Origin of the sequence: Jannaschia sp. 2305UL9-9 (assembly GCF_041403465.1) — a bacterium.
Taxonomy (GTDB): Bacteria; Pseudomonadota; Alphaproteobacteria; order Rhodobacterales; family Rhodobacteraceae; genus Jannaschia.
Map to the genome: position 1 here is coordinate 857,141 of NZ_JBGEHM010000001.1, position 17,917 is coordinate 875,057.

At 64.8% G+C, this 17,917-nt stretch carries 14 protein-coding genes; 4 read left to right on the forward strand and 10 right to left on the reverse strand.

The annotated features are described in order from the left end of the window. Positions 1 to 22 precede the first annotated feature (22 nt). Together V6N07_RS04205 and tpiA are read left to right on the forward strand one after the other, a co-directional pair. Positions 23 to 388 carry a HesB/IscA family protein gene (locus V6N07_RS04205; RefSeq protein WP_371154294.1) on the forward strand — a complete coding sequence of 122 codons (366 nt, stop codon included), beginning with the start codon at positions 23 to 25 and terminating at the stop codon, positions 386 to 388. A gap of 49 nt (positions 389 to 437) precedes the next feature. Continuing rightward, the gene (gene tpiA / locus V6N07_RS04210; protein WP_371154295.1) at positions 438 to 1,160 is read left to right on the forward strand and encodes a triose-phosphate isomerase; all 723 of its coding nucleotides are present in this window, start codon (positions 438 to 440) and stop codon (positions 1,158 to 1,160) included. A gap of 45 nt (positions 1,161 to 1,205) precedes the next feature. On the opposite strand, the gene V6N07_RS04215 is transcribed toward tpiA, so the two are convergent. From V6N07_RS04215 to V6N07_RS04235, 5 genes are all read right to left on the reverse strand, one after another. After that, a complete protein-coding gene (locus tag V6N07_RS04215) occupies positions 1,206 to 2,636 on the reverse strand; it encodes a TRAP transporter large permease (RefSeq protein WP_371154296.1) in 1,431 nt (476 codons plus the stop codon). A 3-nt stretch (positions 2,637 to 2,639) separates the two neighbouring features. Continuing rightward, positions 2,640 to 3,392, reverse strand: coding sequence for a TRAP transporter small permease (locus V6N07_RS04220; protein ID WP_371154298.1), 753 nt, complete (start codon positions 3,390 to 3,392; stop codon positions 2,640 to 2,642). 106 nt (positions 3,393 to 3,498) lie between these two features. After that, the gene (locus tag V6N07_RS04225) at positions 3,499 to 4,506 is read right to left on the reverse strand and encodes a DctP family TRAP transporter solute-binding subunit (RefSeq protein ID WP_371154300.1); all 1,008 of its coding nucleotides are present in this window, start codon (positions 4,504 to 4,506) and stop codon (positions 3,499 to 3,501) included. 206 nt (positions 4,507 to 4,712) lie between these two features. Next, positions 4,713 to 5,933 carry a sigma-54-dependent transcriptional regulator gene (locus V6N07_RS04230; protein WP_371154301.1) on the reverse strand — a complete coding sequence of 407 codons (1,221 nt, stop codon included), beginning with the start codon at positions 5,931 to 5,933 and terminating at the stop codon, positions 4,713 to 4,715. Further along, positions 5,930 to 7,702, reverse strand: a complete 1,773-nt coding sequence (locus V6N07_RS04235; protein ID WP_371154302.1) for an ATP-binding protein — start codon at positions 7,700 to 7,702, stop codon at positions 5,930 to 5,932. The genes V6N07_RS04230 and V6N07_RS04235 overlap by 4 nt, the downstream gene beginning before the upstream one ends. Here V6N07_RS04235 and V6N07_RS04240 point away from each other — a divergent pair. Beyond that, positions 7,688 to 8,854, forward strand: a complete 1,167-nt coding sequence (locus tag V6N07_RS04240; RefSeq protein WP_371154304.1) for a cytochrome P450 — start codon at positions 7,688 to 7,690, stop codon at positions 8,852 to 8,854. The two genes, V6N07_RS04235 and V6N07_RS04240, sit on opposite strands and share 15 nt — an antisense overlap. Before the next feature lie 129 nt (positions 8,855 to 8,983). Here V6N07_RS04240 and uvrA read toward each other — a convergent pair whose 3' ends face one another. Continuing rightward, entirely contained in the window at positions 8,984 to 11,866 is a 2,883-nt protein-coding gene (gene uvrA, locus V6N07_RS04245) for an excinuclease ABC subunit UvrA (protein WP_371155382.1), read from the reverse strand. Positions 11,867 to 11,950: 84 nt separating this feature from the next. Next, positions 11,951 to 13,102 carry an MFS transporter gene (locus tag V6N07_RS04250; protein ID WP_371154305.1) on the reverse strand — a complete coding sequence of 384 codons (1,152 nt, stop codon included), beginning with the start codon at positions 13,100 to 13,102 and terminating at the stop codon, positions 11,951 to 11,953. A 152-nt stretch (positions 13,103 to 13,254) separates the two neighbouring features. Here V6N07_RS04250 and V6N07_RS04255 point away from each other — a divergent pair, with 152 nt between their 5' ends. Next, on the forward strand, positions 13,255 to 14,112 hold the full coding sequence (locus V6N07_RS04255) for a DUF4394 domain-containing protein (protein WP_371154306.1): 858 nt from the start codon (positions 13,255 to 13,257) through the stop codon (positions 14,110 to 14,112). A 119-nt stretch (positions 14,113 to 14,231) separates the two neighbouring features. On the opposite strand, the gene lpdA is transcribed toward V6N07_RS04255, so the two are convergent. The 3 genes from lpdA to V6N07_RS04270 form a co-directional block, all read right to left on the reverse strand. After that, entirely contained in the window at positions 14,232 to 15,623 is a 1,392-nt protein-coding gene (gene lpdA, locus V6N07_RS04260) for a dihydrolipoyl dehydrogenase (RefSeq protein ID WP_371154307.1), read from the reverse strand. Positions 15,624 to 15,819: 196 nt separating this feature from the next. Next, positions 15,820 to 16,392, reverse strand: a complete 573-nt coding sequence (locus V6N07_RS04265) for a DUF924 family protein (RefSeq protein ID WP_371154308.1) — start codon at positions 16,390 to 16,392, stop codon at positions 15,820 to 15,822. Between the two features lie 21 nt (positions 16,393 to 16,413). Then, on the reverse strand, positions 16,414 to 17,685 hold the full coding sequence (locus tag V6N07_RS04270) for an MFS transporter (protein ID WP_371154309.1): 1,272 nt from the start codon (positions 17,683 to 17,685) through the stop codon (positions 16,414 to 16,416). Between the last annotated feature and the right edge of the window lie 232 nt (positions 17,686 to 17,917).

Here is a 17,917-nt window from a genome sequence, read left to right on the forward strand (position 1 = left end):
AGCCCTGTTAGGAGATCCGTCCATGTTCGCTATTCCCGGCCAATCCCCCGTCACGGTCACGCCCGCCGCTGCCAAGCAGATTGCGCGCCTGATGACCAAGCAAGAGGCCGCCGGCCTCAAGATCGGCGTCAAGAAGGGTGGCTGCGCCGGAATGGAATACACGATGGACTACGTCGAGGAGATCGGCACCCACGATGAGGTGGTGGAGGTCGGCGACGCGCGCGTGATCATCGCCCCCATGGCACAGATGTTCCTGTTTGGAACCGAGATCGATTACGAGACGTCGTTGCTCGAATCCGGCTTCAAGTTTCGCAATCCGAACGTCGTCGATGCCTGCGGCTGTGGTGAGTCGATCAAGTTCGACGACACACTTGGCCAGCCGACCTAGGCAGGCCCCGCCCGGCGCGCTATCCCTCCGCCCATAACAGGAGGGTTCAATGCCGCAGAAATACGCAGCCGGAAACTGGAAGATGAACGGGCTGGTCTCTGACCTGACCGATGTGTTGGAGATCGACGCGGGCGTCGAGGGTCTGACCTGCAAGACGATCATCTGCCTGCCTGCCACCCTGATCTATGCGGCAGATGGCGATCCGCGTCAGACGGTCGAGATCGGTGGGCAATATTGTCACCCTGCCATTTCTGGCGCGCATACGGGCGATGTCTCGGCCGAGATGCTGGCCGAAGCAGGCGCCACCTATGTCATCACCGGCCATTCCGAACGCCGCACCGACCATGGCGAGACGGATGCCGATGTCCGCGCGCAGACAGAAGCCGCGTGGCGCGCGGGCCTAACGGCGATCCTGTGCATTGGCGAAACCCTTGCACAGCGCGAGGCCGGCGAAACGCTTGCCGTGCTGACGGATCAGTTGAAAGGATCCCTGCCCGAGGGCGCCACGCCCGAGAACACCATCATCGCATACGAGCCTGTCTGGGCCATCGGCACCGGCAAGGTCGCGACACCCGACCAGGTGGCCGAGGTGCACGACGCCCTGCGCGCGCAGGCGGGCGCGGACATGTCCCTGCTGTATGGTGGGTCGGTGAAGGCCGCGAATGCGGCGGAGCTGTTCGCTCTGACGAATGTCGACGGGGCCCTGGTTGGCGGCGCCTCGCTCAAGGCGGCCGACTTCGTCCCGATTGCACAGGCCTTGGCGGCCAGCTGACGCAATGACGCTGGCGGCGGGGCGCACCCCGCCGCCGACGTGCCCCTATTGGATGATCACCTCGGGCCCCATCACGAGGGTCGGCAACCAAGTCGAGATGGCCGGGATGTAGGTGACCATGATCAGGAAGACGAACAGCACGGCAAGGAATGGCAACGCCGCCTTGACCACCTGCATCATCCCCATGCCCGCCACGCCGGACGTCACGAACAGGTTCAGACCCACGGGCGGCGTGATCATTCCGATTTCCATGTTCACGACCATGATGATGCCAAGGTGGATCGGGTCGATCCCCAGCTCGATCGCGATCGGGAACACCAGCGGCGCCACGATCAGCAGCAGGCCTGACGGCTCCATGAACTGACCACCGATCAGCAGGATGACGTTCACCATGATCAGGAAGGTGATCGGTCCCAGACCCGTGCCCAGCATCACCTCGGCGATGTGCTGCGGGATCTGCTCGTCGGTCAGGACGTGCTTGAGGATCAGGGCGTTGGCGATGATGAACATCAGCGTGATGGTCAGCTTGCCCGCATCCAGCAGGGTGCGCCGCGTGTCCGGGTGCCAGAACGCCGTCAACAGGACCCAGGGCGCGCTGAACAGCGACTTGGGTGTGCCCTGCACCGGCCCGGCGACGGCGGCGGACAGGCTCTGTGCCTCCTTCGGGGCCAGGGGGCCGATGTCGCGATAGATGAACATCGCCACGACGAAGGCATACATCGATGCGACGGCCGCCGCTTCGGTCGGGGTAAAGATCGCCTTGGTCAGACCGGGCACGCCGTAGATGCCGACCATGATGATGACGATCAGCATCAGGCCCCAGAACGCGTCGCGGAACGAGGCGCCGATTTCACCCCAGCCCGCGAACTCGCCCTTGGGCATGTTGCGGATACGGGCGAAGATGTAGATCGTGACCATCAGCATCGCGCCGGCCAGCAAACCGGGGATCACGCCCGCAAGGAACATGCGTCCGACCGACACGTCGGTGGCGGAAGCATAGACCACCATCACGATGCTGGGCGGGATCAGGATGCCCAAGGTGCCCGCGTTGCAGATGACGCCTGCCGCGAACTCCTTGGTGTATCCCGCCTGCGTCATCGCCGCGATGACGATGGTGCCGATGGCGACCACGGTGGCGGGTGATGACCCGGACAGGGCGGCGAACATCATGCAGGCGAAGACGCCCGCAATGGCCAGCCCGCCGCGCAGGTGACCGACGCAGGCGATGGAAAAGCGGATGATCCGCCGGGCCACACCGCCGGTCGACATGAAGCTGGACGCAAGAATGAAGAACGGGATCGCCAGCAGGGTATAGTGCCCCGCCATCGCCTGATAGAACGATTGCGCGATCGAGGCGAGCGAGGTGTCCGAGAACACCAGAAGGAAAAACATGGAGCTGAAGCCGAGGGAGACCGCAATCGGCACCCCCACCAGCAGCAGGCCCACGATCATGACGAACAGAAGGACGACTTCCATGGCTTACAGCCTCCGGGTGGTGGGCGCGGAGCCCGTGTGCAGATCGGTCGTCAGGACGGCCGCGCCTGGTGCGTCACCGGTCTTGTGCGCAGCGGCGGCCTCTTCGACGGCCTCCTCGGCCTCGTGGCTGACGATCAGGGACTTGCGATGCCCGCGCAGGATGTCGGCGAAGGCCTGACAGACGCGAAACAGGATCAGCGCGGCACCGAACGGCAGGATGAAATAGGGCACGACGCGGGGCAGCTTCTCGTATTCCTCGCCCTGGTTGATCAGCGGCTCCAGCCAGCCGAACAGCCAGCGCATGGGCGGCACCTGATCGGTGACGAACCACGCCTGATCGCGCGTCTGCTCGAACCCGGTGGGAAACCACGTGCCCGACGTCCGGCTGAGCGCGGCGAACGGCGCCCAGTAGTCCCACGCCCCCTTCGTGAGAAGGCAGGCATAGGCGATCGTGACCACACAGGCGATGATCGCACAGACCCGTTTGCCCGTCGTGGGCAGCGCGTTGGTCAGGGCATCGACACCAAGGTGCGCGGTGACCTTGAAGCCATAGCTGACGCCGAAGATGACCAGCCATGCGAACAGGATCAGGATCACTTCGAGCGACCAGATCAGCTGACTGTTGAAGATGTATCGCAGGACGACCGCGATGAAGGTCAGAAGCGTCATCAGGCCCAGAAGCAGGGCGATGGCCGTTTCCTCGATGGTGTGAATGGCTCGGCCCAAACGGCCCGTCGGCTCATAGCGCTCGGCCATGGCGTCTCTCCCCCCGGAATTGCCCCGGACGCGGGCGTGCGTATCGGGGGTGTGTCCCCCCGGGCCATGTCTCGAAGGCCCGGAGGATGTGCAGATCGCGGTTCGATCAGTTGTTGTAGCTGACCGCAGCGTCGATGTTTTCCTGACCGATGCTGTCGGCGAACTGGGCCCAGACGGGCTTCATCGCCTCGACCCATGCTGTCCGGCTTTCGGGGGTCAGCTGACGCACGACGCCACCGGCTTCGATGATCGACTGCTTGGCGGCCTCGTTCACTGCGGTCGACTCCGCGTTGCGGACCTCGGTCACCTCGGAGAGGATCGTCAGGAACTGGTCGCGCACATCGGCGTCGAGGCTGTCGAGCCAGTCGACGGAGGTCACGACGAGATAGTCGATGATGCCGTGGTTGGTCTCGGTCACGCCGTCCTGAACTTCAAAGAACTTCTGGCCGTAGATGTTCGACCATGTGTTTTCCTGCCCGTCGACGACGCCGGTCTGAAGCGCGCCATAGACTTCGGAGAAGGCCATCGGCTGCGGCGACACGCCGATCGCTTCCATCTGGGCGACGATCACGTCGGACGGCTGAACCCGGAACTTGAGGCCCGAAGCGTCGCCCGGCATCTCGAGCGGCACGTTCGCCGACATCTGCTTCATGCCGTTGTGCCAGAAGCCGAGCCCCTGCAGGCCGCGGCGCTGCATCGAGTCGAGCATCGCCTGACCATCTTCGGACAGCTGGAACCGGTCGACGGCGTCGATGTCCTCGAAAACAAACGGCAGGTCGAACACCTGGAAGACCTTGGTGAAGGCCTCGAACTTGGACAGCGACGGCGCGGCCAGCTGGACGTCGCCCTGCAGCATCGCCTCCAGCACCTGGTCATCGTTGTAGAGGGTGGAGTTCGGGAACACCTCGACGCACATCGCACCGTTCATCTCGGCGTTCACACGCTCCTGCAGCAGGGATGCGGCGATGCCTTTCGGGTGGCGGTCGTTGTTGGTGACATGTGCGAACTTGACGACGATTTCGCCGTCGTTGCAGCCGGTGTGGCCATCCGCGAATGCAGCCTGCGCCGTCACCGAAAGGGCCAGCGCCGTGGCGGCCGTGGTCAGAATCTTCATGGTAGTCCTCCCTTGCGCCCCCCCCTGGGGCGCTGACGCAAGAAAGGTAACAACGCCGTGATGTGGGTAAAGGGCAATCGCGCGCTACGGCCGGTCTCCTTTCCTGTCAGTGGTTTAAGGAACGCATGTGCCGACACCGGCCAATGCCGTGCGAAATTCCGCACAGGCCCGATCCGCGCCCTGTGCGGTTTTCCGCACAAGCCGGATCACAGATAGCGGTAGTCCTCGGGGCGCAGGCCGTGGCGCGCAAGCTTGTCGTAGAATGTCTTGCGCGGCAGATCGAGATCGCGCGCGGCGGTCGACGCGGCCCCTTTGTGTCGCGTCAACGTCTCGATCAGGATCGCCCGTTCGACGGCGCGCATCCTGTCCGACAGGCCCGCGTGCCCCGCCGGGGCATCCTGTTCGATGCCCATCGCGTGACGCATGGCATAATTCATCAACGCCCGGGCATTGCCCGGCCAGTTGCGCGCCATCAGCCGCGCCTGCAAATCGGGCGGAACATCCGGGATCGGCAGATCGGCCTGTTCGCAGGCCTGTGCAAGATAGTGGCGGAACAACACGGGGATATCGGTCGGCCGCTCCCGCAGGGACGGGATGCGCACACGCAGCCCTTCGAGCAGATAGAACAGGTCGGCATCCAGAATCGACAACAGATCCTCGGGCGGGCGGTTGGTTGCGGCCAACAGGCGCGCGGCACCGCCACCCTCCGGGATGTCGGACAGGCTGAACTGAAGGTCGGGGGGCAGCGTCTCGATCTTGTCGATGAACAGGCTGCCGCCCCGCGCGAGGGCCAAGGCCTCCTGCAGCGCGGCGGGGTCCAGACTGGGCGCGCTGCGTTTGACGAAGGGACCGGACCCACGGGGCGACAACAGGTGGACAACCTCGGCAACCTTGGAGGTGCCCGTGCCGGCCTCGCCGTGGATCAGCACCGCACCGGTGCCACGGGCCACCATCCGGACCGTATCCCGCAGAACGCTTGCCTGCGGCGAAATGCCGAACAGCAAACGCGCGGCCGCATCCCCGCCCTCCAACGCACCGCGTGCCCGTCTTGCCTCCATCGTCGAGGCGCGCAGGCCAAGGGCCCGCCGCAGAACCTCGACCAGCTCGCTCGGGTCGCAGGGTTTTTCGAGGAACGCAAAGGCGCCTTCGGAGATGCCCCGCACCGCCGAAGGCACGTCCCCCTCTCCGGTCAGGAGGATCACGGGCAGATCGGGGTCGATGCCACGGGCATAGGACAGCAGGTGAAAGCCGTCGCGCCCCGGCATGCGCACATCGGACAGGATCACACCCGGCAGGGTGCGGGTGATGCGATCCTTGGCCATGACGAAACTGCTGACCGGTGTGACGGACAGGTCGGCCAGTTCCAGCGTCTGCTCCAACGCCTCGCGGACGGATGCATCGTCCTCGACAAGAAGAACATCGGTCATGCGGCGACCTCTGCCGGGCTGGCCTGTTGCAGATCGACGATCAGCTCTGCACCCCCATCGGGGACATTGCGCCCGGTGATCCTGCCGCCGAAGCCGGAAACGATCCCGTAGCTGATGGACAATCCAAGACCCAACCCCTGCCCGACCTCCTTGGTGGAATAGAACGGGTCGAACAGACGGTCGGGATCGGCCAGTCCGGTTCCCGTATCCCGCACGGCAATGCGGGGCGGATGATCCGTCAAGGCGACCTCGATCCGTCGAACCGGTGCCCCCTCCGTCGCATCGATGGCATTGGAAATCAGGTTCACGACAACCTGCGTCAGGCGCACTTCGCCCCCCATTGCCCAGACTGATGTCTCCGGCACGTCGCATGACACGTCGATCCCGCCGCTGATGCAGCGGCCTTCGGTGATTTCCAGCGCAGAGGCGATCACGGCGACAAGATCGGTCGGTACCGCGGGTTCCGGCTCGGCCCGCGCGAAGGCGCTCAGGTTCTTGATGATCCGCCCCATGCGCCGGGCCAGATCGCCGATGCGGTCCAGGTTGCGGGCGGCGGCCTCGGGCTTGTCGCGTGTCAGGAACACCTCGGCATTCTGCGCGAAGGACCGGATCGCCATCAGCGGCTGGTTCAATTCATGACTGATCCCCGCGGACATCTGCCCCAAGGCGGACAGCTTGCTCGCCTGCACCAGTTCCGCCTGCGTGCGGGTCAACGCGGCCTCGGCCTCCCTACGTTCCCGAACCTCCGCGGTCAGGCGCGCGTTAGAGGCTTCCAATGCGGCGGTGCGTTGCGCCACGCGCCGTTCCAGCATGACATTGGCGACTGCAAGCGTTCGCCGTCGATCCCACAGGAACGCCAGCGCCGCTCCGACCACCAGCAACAGGGCGCCCACCGCCACCGCGCGCGCAAAGGCCAGATCACGGGCCGGGGCGACATCCAGCAGGATCTCGGCCGTCAGACCGATCACCGGCAAAGGCAGTTCGAGGTGCAGCGCATGGCGCGGCAGATAGGGACCGGCGTCGAGGCGACGCACGTCCAGCCCCCGGATCGGTGTTTTAACCTGGCGCAGGGGGGGGCCGCGCAACTCCTCCCGGTTGGAGACGAGGACGCGGCCTGCGCCATCGCTGAAATAGATCGCCTGTGGCGCGCCGCGCCAGCTCCGCTCGATCGTGGTGAGCGACCGGCTGACGGCAATGGCCCCCATCACGGCGCCGTCCGTGCCGAAGATCGGGGCGGCGTTCGTGAAATCGCGCCCCATCGATGTCGGCCCGAAGCCAAGGGCGCCATGACGCGTCCGCTCCAGCCACCGTGCCTGCGGCTCTGCCATGGCCACGCCGGACGCAGAGGACAGGACAAGGCCGTTCGGGCGCAACAGGACGACATCCGAGGCACCGGCACGATCGGCCGTTGCCTCCAGCAGGCGAGCGATGGCGGCATCGTCGCCGCGACTTTCCAGCATGGCCAGCAGGCGCGGATCATCCGACAGATGCACGGACAGGTCGCGCGCCCGCTGCAACTCCAACACAAGACGGTCGGCGGCAAGACTGAGATCGGATCGCCCCTTCGCCGCGGCCGTCTCGATCGCGCCGCCCAACGTCGTCCACCAGACCACGCCGGTCACGAGTGCGACGCCCAGCAGATAGACGGAGAAGATGGCAACGCGGTTCATGCCGCCCATGCTAAGGCCCGACCGCAAGCCGCGAAAGCCCCCCTCGCCCTTGACCCCGCCCGCGACAGCCGCCACGCGGGAGGCATGCAGATCTTCCACCAGTCACCGACCGATCCGGCGTTCGTGCAGAACCCCTATCCCTTCTATGAGCGCCTGCGCGCCGCCGGGCCATTGTCGGTCTGGGCGGACAACGGCATGCCGGTCGCCTCGTCGCACGAGATGGTGAACGCGCTGCTGCGCAATCGGCGTTTCGGGCGCGAAGACCCCGCGCCGCCGCCGCGTCCGCCCCACCAGGCCGGGTTCTGGGCGATCGAAGACCATTCCATGCTGGAGCTGGAAGCACCGCGCCATACCCGGCTGCGCGGGTCGGTCCTGCGCGCCTTCACCTCTGGCCGGATCAGGGCGTTGCAGCCACAGATCGCGCAGCTGGCCTCGGACCTGATCGATGATTTCCCAAGCGGGCCGTTCGACCTTCTGGATGCGTTCGCACGCCCCCTGCCCGTTCGTGTCATTGCCCGCTTTCTCGGCGTGCCCGAAGGGGATGCGCCCCACCTGCTACGCTGGTCCAATGCGATGGTCGGCATGTATCAGGCGAACCGCACACACGCGGCCGAGGTGGCGGCGGCGCAGGCCGCGACGGAATTCGCAAGCTACCTCGACGATATCTTCCGTGCGCCGCGGCCCGACAGCCTGATCTCGGACCTGCTTGTTCTCGCGGATACGGAGCAGCTCAGCCTGGCCGAGGTCACCGCGACCTGTGTCCTTCTGCTGAACGCGGGACACGAGGCAACCGTCCATACGATCGGCAATGGCGTTGCCGGGTTGCTCTCGGCCGGTCTATGGGGGACGGCGGTCACGCCGGAACTGATCGAAGAGGTTCTGCGCCACGATCCGCCCCTTCATATGTTCACCCGCTATGCCATGCAGGACGTGGAAATTGGCGGACATGCGTTCGTTCGCGGTGATCGGGTCGGCCTGTTGCTGGGGGCCGCGAACCGCGATCCGCTGGTCTACGACGATCCGAACACCTTCGATCCGCACCGCTTTCCGGATGCGCCGACGGGCACGTCATTCGGCGCAGGGGCCCATTTCTGCATCGGGGCCCCGCTCGCGCGATTGGAACTGCTGGAAGGTTTTAGCCATCTGGCAGACCGCTGCCCCGGCCTGACTCTGTCGGAAGAACCGGCCTTCGCCGATATCTACCATTTTCACGGGCTTGATCGTCTGGTGGTGACCCTCGACCGGGCCTGACGAACAGTCAGCGGTCCTGCTCGCTGCGCCGAGCCGACGGGCGCGGACGAGTATTGTCCGCGCCGCGGCACATTCCCGGTCACATGGGCGGTCGCGACTTCGCCAACCCGTTCATATGCATGGACGCACCTACTCGGCGGCGATCCGGCCTGCCTCCAGAAGCGTCTTGAGATAGCGCCCGGTGTGGCTGCCGTCGGTGGCGACGATCTGTTCGGGTGTACCGGTCGCCACGACCTCGCCGCCGCCATCACCACCCTCCGGGCCGATATCGATCACGTGGTCCGCGGTCTTCACGACATCGAGGTTGTGTTCGATCACGATGACGGAATTTCCCTGATCCACCAGCTCATGCAGCACTTCCAACAGCTTGCGAACATCCTCGAAATGCAGACCCGTCGTCGGTTCATCGAGGATATAGAGCGTCCGGCCCGTCGACCGTTTCGACAGCTCCTTCGACAACTTCACGCGCTGCGCCTCGCCGCCCGACAGGGTCGTCGCCTGCTGGCCCACCTTGATATAACCGAGACCGACGCGCATCAGGGCGTCCATCTTTTCCCGGATCGAGGGCACCGCCTGAAAGAACGACTGCGCATCCTCGACGGTCATGTCGAGAACATCGGCAATGCTCTTGCCCTTGAAATGCACCTCCAGCGTCTCGCGGTTGTAGCGCTTGCCCTTGCAGGTCTCGCATTCGACATAGACGTCCGGCAGGAAGTGCATCTCGATCTTGATGACGCCGTCGCCCTGACAGGCCTCGCAGCGCCCGCCCTTGACGTTGAAGCTGAAGCGACCGGGTTTGTAGCCGCGCGCCTTCGCCTCGGGCAGGCCGGCGAACCAGTCGCGGATCGGGGTGAACGCACCGACATAGGTGGCCGGGTTCGACCGGGGTGTGCGCCCGATGGGCCGCTGGTCGATGTCGATGACCTTGTCCAGATGCTCCAGACCCTTGATCGTCTGACAGGGCGCCGGCGTCTGCTTGGCCCCGTTCAGCTTCATCGACGCCGTCTTGAACAGCGTCTCGATCGTCAGGGTCGACTTGCCACCGCCGGACACGCCGGTCACGGCGACGAACTTGCCCAGAGGGTAGTCGACGGTCACCCCCTTCAGGTTGTTGCCTGTCGCCTTGACCACCGTCAGCTTCTTCTTGTTGCCCTTGCGCCGCTTGTCCGGAACGGTGATGGCCTTGCGCCCGGCAAGGTAGTCGCCGGTGATGCTGGCCGGGTTGGCCATCAGGTCGGCAGGCACGCCGTGGGCCACGACGGTGCCGCCATGGACACCGGCGCCCGGTCCGATGTCATAGACATAATCCGCCTCGCGGATCGCCTCCTCGTCGTGTTCGACGACAATCACGGTATTGCCCTGATCGCGCAGGTTCTTGAGGGTCGTCAGAAGGCGGTCGTTGTCCCGCTGGTGCAGGCCGATGCTCGGCTCGTCCAGAACATAAAGAACCCCTGTCAGGCCGCTTCCGATCTGCGACGCCAGCCGGATACGCTGACTTTCCCCGCCCGACAGCGTCCCAGCATTCCGGGACAACGTCAGGTATTGCAGGCCGACATTGTTCAGAAAGCCCAGACGTTCGCGGATCTCCTTGAGGATCGCGCGCGCGATCTCATTGTTCTGCTTTGACAATTGGCCCGGAACGGCCTCGCACCAATCCAGCGCCTCGCGGATCGACATCTGCACGACTTGCCCGACGTGCAGCCGGTCCTCTGCGGGCCCTTCACGGGGGCCGATCTTGACGGCCAATGCCTCGGGGCGCAGGCGATAGCCGCCACAGGCGCCGCAGGGGCGATTGTTCTGATAGCGTTCGAACTCCTCCCGCACCCAAGCACTGTCCGTCTCGCGGTAGCGGCGTTCCATGTTGGGGACGACCCCTTCGAACACCCGCGTCACCTCGTAAATGCGACCGCCTTCGTCGTACCGGAACTTGATCTTGTCCTTGCCCGATCCGCGCAGGAACACCTCCTGAATGTCGGAGGGCAGGTCCTTCCACGGCAGCTTCTTGTCGAAACCGTAATGCTTGGCGATGCTGTCGATGGTCTGCACGAAATACGGCGACTTGCCCTTGTTCCACGGTGCCAGCGCGCCCTTGGCCAACGGCAACGTCACATCGGGCACGATCAGCCGGTCGTCGAAGAACAGCTCCTGCCCCAGACCGTCACAGGTCGGACAGGCCCCGAACGGCGCGTTGAACGAAAACAGGCGCGGCTCGATCTCCGGGATGGTGAACCCGCTGACCGGACAGGCGAACTTTTCGCTGAATGTCAGGCGCTCCGGCTCGCCTTCCTTTGGCGCCGTCTCAAGGATCGCGATACCGTCGGCAAGGTCCAGCGCGGTGCGCAAACTGTCGGCTAGGCGCGTCTCGAGCCCTTCGCGCACGACGATGCGATCGACGACGACATCGATGTCGTGGCGGAACTTCTTGTCCAGCTCGGGTGGCGTGTCGAGATCGTGGAATTCCCCGTCGACCTTGACGCGCTGGAAACCCTGCTTGCGCAGCTCCAGCATCTCCTTGCGGTACTCGCCCTTGCGGTCGCGCACGATGGGCGCCAACAGGTATCCCCGCGTCCCTTCCTCCATCGCCATGATCCGGTCGACCATGTCCTGCACCTGCTGGGCGGTGATCGGCTCGCCCGTGGCGGGGGAATAGGGGGTGCCGGCGCGCGCGAACAGAAGGCGCAGGTAGTCGTAGATCTCGGTCACGGTGCCGACCGTGGATCGCGGGTTCTTGGACGTCGTCTTCTGTTCGATGCTGATCGCCGGGGACAGACCGCTGATGTGATCGACATCGGGCTTTTGCATCATGTCCAGAAACTGCCGTGCATAGGCAGACAGGGATTCGACATACCGACGCTGTCCTTCGGCATAGATCGTATCGAAGGCGAGCGACGACTTGCCAGAGCCGGACAGCCCCGTGATGACCACAAGCTGATCGCGCGGAATGTCGACATCCACGCCCTTCAGGTTGTGTTCACGCGCGCCGCGCACCTCGATGAATTTCTGCTCGGCCATATCGCCCCCGGACTTGATCATTCCACTACCTAGGCAGGCGCGCGGCCCGGACAATCGGGGCGCGTCAGAAACCTTACGGAACGTTTAAGGAACATCTACCATTTCGGCGGACGAGACGCCAGAGGCGCGCCGCCCTGCCCAAAGTGTCAGCACCATTCCAAGGCCAGCCACCGCGGCCATCAGCCAGAAAAGCGCCGAGGCCCCGCCCGCAACGTAGACAAAGGCGAAGATCGGCGTTCCGGTCACCGTGCCCAGGTTGCCCAGTTGCGCAATCGCGCCCGTGGCCCGTGCACGGTCGCCCGGATCGGTGTTCCACGCCGGGATGGACGCAAAGCTTGCGCCCGGGATCAACCCCATGAAGGCAAAGCAGATCTCGACCGCGCCGGGCAGGCCCGCAACCGCGGCAACAGCGCCCAATGCCGTGCCGACGTATCCCACGGCACCGACGCGATGGGGCGCGAATCTTGCGCAGACCGCCCCCCCGGCCAGCGTGGACAGCAAGGTCACCACCGGCAGAACCGTCCCAAGCGCAGGCCGGCCGAGTGCCTCTGGCAGGAAAGCGACCGCCGCGATGAACAGGAAGGTGTAGCAGACGAAGCCGAGCCCCGGCGCCATGTATCGCACCGAGCCATAGATCGCCCGATGCACCCGAATCGGATTGAGCGACACGTCGGATCGCGCCGAAACGGGGACAAGCCGCGAGAGGATCAGCGCAAGGCACAGCAACGCCCCCCCATGCAGCACGAACAGCAGCGGCAGTCCCCCAAGCGACAGGATGGCAGGGAACATCTGTGCCGACAGGGCCAGCGACGCGCCGAAGAACACCGCCCACAGCCCCATGACGACAGGTCTGTGACGATCGCTCGCGGCCTGTGCCATCAACGGCGGCCCCGCCACGACAAGGGCCAGATGCGCGATACCTTCCACCCCCCGCGATACTGCGAACAACCAGAAGGGCGGCATCAGGGCCTGCGTCACCGACATCGCCCCGCCAAGCAGAAGACCCGCGACGAACGTGCGACCGATCCCGAGGCCCGCCGCGATCCCCCCGGCCATCGGCCCAAGCAGCAGACCCATGATCCCGACGAGGGAGACGAGGAAGGCCACGCCGGTGACGGGGCGGCCGAACCCTTCGGCGACGACCGGCAACGTCAGGCTGATCTTGCCGAACTGCGCCGCCGCCAGCAGGCCGCCGAGGAAATAGAGGACCACAAGGCCCCATTGCGTCTGTTTCATATCGCCCGCGATGCCACAGCCGTGCGCTGCGCACGAGTCCCCCGCGCGGCCATCCGAAACTTTTTGCACTGCCCGTGAAACCTTTACCGGTCCCTGACGTGGCTGTCGGTGACCCCGGCGAAGGCCCGGGCACCAACAGAAGGATCTGACTGATGACACCGACCAAATTGACCCTTGCCGCCCTGCTTGCATGCGGTGTTGCCGCCCCCGCCCTCGCAGACGGTCATGCCGTCGCAGGCATGGGCTATGGCCTGTCCGGTGACGGCGGCACGTTGGTGGTGTTTTCGGACCTGACGGATCCGGGCGCCGGCACCCCGGTAGAGCTGTCCGCCCCCCTCGACGGCATCGCCTATCGCCCGGTGACGGGCGAACTGCTGGGCCTGTCCGCAGGCATGGTCGGTGTTATCGACACATCGACGGGCGAAGTCACGGATACGGGTGCGGCCTTCGATGACGGGGCCGCTACGGGCGCCGATGCCGCGGTCGGTTTCGATTTCAACAACGCGATCGACGCCGTCCGCGCGGTATCAACCGACGGTGTGAACCTCGTGTATTTCCCGGACAACTTCGGCGATGAGCGCGCCAATATCGTCAAGCGCTTTACCGACCTCGCCTATGCCGAGGGCGATGCAAACGAAGGCGCGACGCCGATGATCTTTGCGAACGCCTACACAAATGCCGTCAACGGCGCGAAGCAGGAAAGCACGGCGCAATTCGCGTTGGACGCCGGCACCGATGCGCTCGTGACCCTTGCGAACAACGCAGGCACCCTCGAAACGGTCGGCCCGATCACCATCGACGGGGAAGAAGCGGACATCTCTGCAATGGGTGGCTTCGAGATCCTCTCGGCCGAAGCCGGGGATGACAAGGCCCTCGCCATGCTGATGCTCGAAGGGGCATCGACGACGGGGCTTTATGCGATCGATCTTGAAACCGGCGCGGCGACGTTGATCGGCGACACGGGCATCGGCGCGATGCGCGGCTTTGCGGCGCAGATTCCCGCGATGTAAGCGCAGGTCAGTCGCAAGAAGGGCGGGGATCGCATGATCCCCGCCCTTTTTCGTTCCGCGACAGGATCGCCTGATACGGACGGGCGGACCGGCATCACGCCGAACCGCCTGCGCCGCAATCAGAAGTGGATGGCGCGACCGTCCGCATCCAGAACGCTTTCGTGCATCATCTCCGACAGGGTCGGGTGCGGGAACACGGTGTGCGCGAGGTCTTCTTCCGTCGTTTCCAGCTGACGGCCGACGACATAGCCCTGGATCAGCTCGGTCACTTCTGCGCCGACCATGTGGGCGCCCAGAAGCTCTCCGGTCTTCTTGTCGAAGATCGTCTTGATCATGCCCTCGGGTTCGCCCAGGGCGATGGCCTTGCCGTTGCCGATGAAGGGGAAGCGACCGACCTTGATGTCGAACCCGGCTTCCTTGGCCTTCGCCTCGGTCAGGCCGACGCTTGCAACCTGCGGATGGCAATAGGTGCAGCCCGCGATGCTTTCGGGTTTGACCGGATGCGGGTGCTGTCCGGCGATCAGCTCGGCCACCATGACACCCTCGTGCGAGGCCTTGTGCGCAAGCCACGGGGCGCCGGCGATGTCGCCGATGGCATAGATGCCGTCGACCCCGGTGCGGCAGTATTCGTCGGTGATGACGTGGGTGCGGTCGACCTTGATACCGGCCTCCTCCAGCCCCAGGCCCTCGACGTTTCCGACGATACCGACCGCCGAGATGACGGTGTCGAACTCATGCGTTTCGGCCTTGCCGCCGGCCTCGATGGTGGCGATGACCTTGTCTGCCTTGCGGTCCAGCGACTTGACGACCGCCTTCTCCATGATCTTCATCTTCTGCTTCGTGAACTGCTTCTTGGCGAAGGCGCTGATCTCCTCGTCCTCGACGGGCAGGATCCGGTCCATGACCTCGACCACGGTCGTTTCCGCACCAAGCGTGTTGTAGAAGCTGGCAAATTCGATGCCGATCGCGCCCGAGCCGATGACCAGCAGCTTCTTGGGCATATGCGGCGGCTGCAGCGCATCACGATAGGCCCAGACGCGCTTGCCGTCCGCCTCCAGCCCCGGAAGGTTCCGGGCGCGCGCACCGGTGGCCAGAACGATGTTCTTGGCCTCGAGGATCTCTTCGCCTTTGTCGGTCTTGACGCTGACCTTGCCCTTGCCAGCCAGCTTGGCCTCACCCATGATCGTGGTGACCTTGTTCTTCTTGAACAGGTGACCGATGCCACCGGAGAGTTGCTTGGCGACACCGCGCGACCGCTTGACCACGGCATCCAGATCGTAATCGATCCCTTCCGCCTTCAGACCGAATTCCTTGGCACGGTGCATCAGGTGGAACACTTCGGAGGACCGCAGCATCGCCTTGGTCGGGATGCAGCCCCAGTTCAGACAGATACCGCCGAGGTTCTCGCGCTCGATGCAGACGACCTTGAGCCCGAGTTGAGCCGCCCGGATCGCCGCGACATAGCCACCGGGGCCCGCGCCGATCACGATCATGTCGAATTGCTGAGCCATTTGCCGTCTCCGTCAAAGATTGTTCAACATTCAACTATCTTGTCGAAGGGCGCTTGAAAACCCGTGAAGCGGATACCCTCTGTTCGCCCGGTCAACGGCCGTGGCGATGGTCGCCGCCGGGCCGATGCCCCGCACCTGCGCGCGGCCGCATGGCCGACCCGGTATCACGGGCCGCCAGACGCAAGGCGCGGCCCGCCTACCCCGCGCGCAGGTGTCGCACGACGGCGCCATAGGCCCCGCCGTCAAGGAACGCCTGCTCCCGCGCGGTCGTGACGCGTCCCAGAGCTTCGTTTCGGAACGGGAACCGCCCGAATTGTCGGATGATCGCCCGATGGGCCCGTGCGTGCAGCAAGGTTTCGGGCGCGTCCATGTGCAGCATGATCAGGCGGACCGCCCGTGCCTGATCGGCCAGCGATTCCGAGTGTTCCAAGGGCAGATAGAAGAACTGCCGTGCAGGTTCCGCGATATCCCGGTCAAAGCCTGCGTCGATCGCCTGCCGCGCGACGCTGCGCGCGATTGCATCGGTTGCAAAGGCCTTGGCGGTCCCGCGAAACATGTTGCGCGAAAACTGATCGGTCAGCAGCAGAAGGGCCAAGGCACTGCGCGCGCGCTTGCGCCATGACGACAGGGATCCCTTTCGGGCCGCTTCCCACGCCGGTTCGAACCGGCTGCGTATGCGGTCATCCAGCGCCTCGCCACCGGCGTACCACGACTGTGGGCCTTCCTCGTCCAGCCAGAAGGTCAGGACGTCCTCGGGATCGAAAGTCATGATGCGTCTCCCTGTTGCATCCTATGCGGCGGGGGCGGACTCCTCGCTGTCTTGCGACATCTGATCCTCCCACTCGTCGACCATATTCGTCATCGTGACCGGCGTCACGGCAGACGGCGCCATCGCGACATAGCTGGCCTGTTCGTCCGAAACATGCGCCGCCCGACGGGTCATCCGCCACAGCGCATAGAGCCCCAGCGCCAGCATCAGCAGGCCGACAAAGGCGAAGAAGCCGCCCGGACCGATTGCCCCCATCAGCCAACCTGTGATGAGCGGTCCGCCGATTGCCCCAAGACCGTTGATGAACAAGAGCCGCGCCGAAGCCGACGCCATGTCATCGGGGTCGAGGTAGTCGTTGGTATAGGCCAGCAGCAATCCATACAGCGGGTTTGCCACGCCCCCCATCAGGAACGCAGCCGCCAGCAGGCCGTAGAACCCTGCAAAGCCGGAATAGCCAAGGATGCAGGCAAGGATGCCCAGCACCGCACCGGCCACGACCAGTTGCCGGCGGTCCATGGTGTCCGACAGCCAGCCGATCGGATATTGCAGCAACATGCCGCCCGTGTAGATCGCCGACACGAACAACGCGATCTGCGCGGTCGTCAGCTCCGCGATAGCGCCATAGACACCGGCCATTCCGAACATCGCCGCAAAGACCGCGCCGAGAATGAAAATGCCCACCACCCCAAGCGGAGACACCTTGTAGAGCGTGACCAGCGACATCGGCTTGGTCGTGCCGAACGGCGGCACCGGCGTGGCGGACAGAAGGATCGGTCCGAATGCAAGCGAGACGAGGACGGACACGATGATGAACAGATGGAAATCGCTCGGATCGCCCAGCGCGAACACACCCTGTGCCGCGACGATGCCCACCATCTGCGCGATCAGATAGAGGGACAGCGCGCGCCCCCGTGTTTCGTTCGTCGTCGTGTTGTTCAGCCAGCTTTCGGCAACGATGTAGACGCCGCAAAAGCAGAAACCCAAGGTCACGCGCAGCAACGTCCAGGAAATCGGGTCGACCAGCACCGGATAGAGGATCAGGCCCGCGCTTGCGATCGACCCCAGCGCCGCGAAGACACGCACGTGACCGACGCGCCGGATCATGCCGGGCACGGCCTGCGAGCCGAGCAGGAAGCCCGCGAAATAGCCCGACATGACAATCGACATGGCGCCCGTCGAGAACCCTTCGATCTCGCCACGCACACCCAGCAGGGTGCCTTGGATGCCATTGCCCAGCATCAACAGGGAAATCCCGAACAGAAGCGCCCAGGAGTTACGTAAGACAGTCAGCATGGCAGGCTCCCTGAGCTTGGGTATCCAAGCGCGCCTACGCGCCACACCTGCACAGGTCTAGGACGAATCCGACATGCGGCAGCAGGTCACAAAAGGTTTAAGGACAAAGACCGCCCATCGGACCGCGAACGCCATCGACTTGCACGGCGTCTCTGGCGGCATAACAACGGTTTACGGTGCGGATTGAACGCCGTTCCCGCACCTGCGGTTCGCGAGGCGGGGGATCCGACGT

Excerpts from the sequence above, each read along its gene's own strand:
- V6N07_RS04205 (WP_371154294.1), top strand. The coding sequence starts at position 23 with ATGTTCGCTATTCCCGGCCAATCCCCCGTCACGGTCACGCCCGCCGCT.
- tpiA (WP_371154295.1), top strand. The coding sequence starts at position 438 with ATGCCGCAGAAATACGCAGCCGGAAACTGGAAGATGAACGGGCTGGTC.
- V6N07_RS04215 (WP_371154296.1), bottom strand. The coding sequence starts at position 2,636 with ATGGAAGTCGTCCTTCTGTTCGTCATGATCGTGGGCCTGCTGCTGGTG.
- V6N07_RS04220 (WP_371154298.1), bottom strand. The coding sequence starts at position 3,392 with ATGGCCGAGCGCTATGAGCCGACGGGCCGTTTGGGCCGAGCCATTCAC.
- V6N07_RS04225 (WP_371154300.1), bottom strand. The coding sequence starts at position 4,506 with ATGAAGATTCTGACCACGGCCGCCACGGCGCTGGCCCTTTCGGTGACG.
- V6N07_RS04230 (WP_371154301.1), bottom strand. The coding sequence starts at position 5,933 with ATGACCGATGTTCTTCTTGTCGAGGACGATGCATCCGTCCGCGAGGCG.
- V6N07_RS04240 (WP_371154304.1), top strand. The coding sequence starts at position 7,688 with ATGCAGATCTTCCACCAGTCACCGACCGATCCGGCGTTCGTGCAGAAC.
- uvrA (WP_371155382.1), bottom strand. The coding sequence starts at position 11,866 with ATGGCCGAGCAGAAATTCATCGAGGTGCGCGGCGCGCGTGAACACAAC.
- V6N07_RS04250 (WP_371154305.1), bottom strand. The coding sequence starts at position 13,102 with ATGAAACAGACGCAATGGGGCCTTGTGGTCCTCTATTTCCTCGGCGGC.
- V6N07_RS04255 (WP_371154306.1), top strand. The coding sequence starts at position 13,255 with ATGACACCGACCAAATTGACCCTTGCCGCCCTGCTTGCATGCGGTGTT.
- lpdA (WP_371154307.1), bottom strand. The coding sequence starts at position 15,623 with ATGGCTCAGCAATTCGACATGATCGTGATCGGCGCGGGCCCCGGTGGC.
- V6N07_RS04265 (WP_371154308.1), bottom strand. The coding sequence starts at position 16,392 with ATGACTTTCGATCCCGAGGACGTCCTGACCTTCTGGCTGGACGAGGAA.
- V6N07_RS04270 (WP_371154309.1), bottom strand. The coding sequence starts at position 17,685 with ATGCTGACTGTCTTACGTAACTCCTGGGCGCTTCTGTTCGGGATTTCC.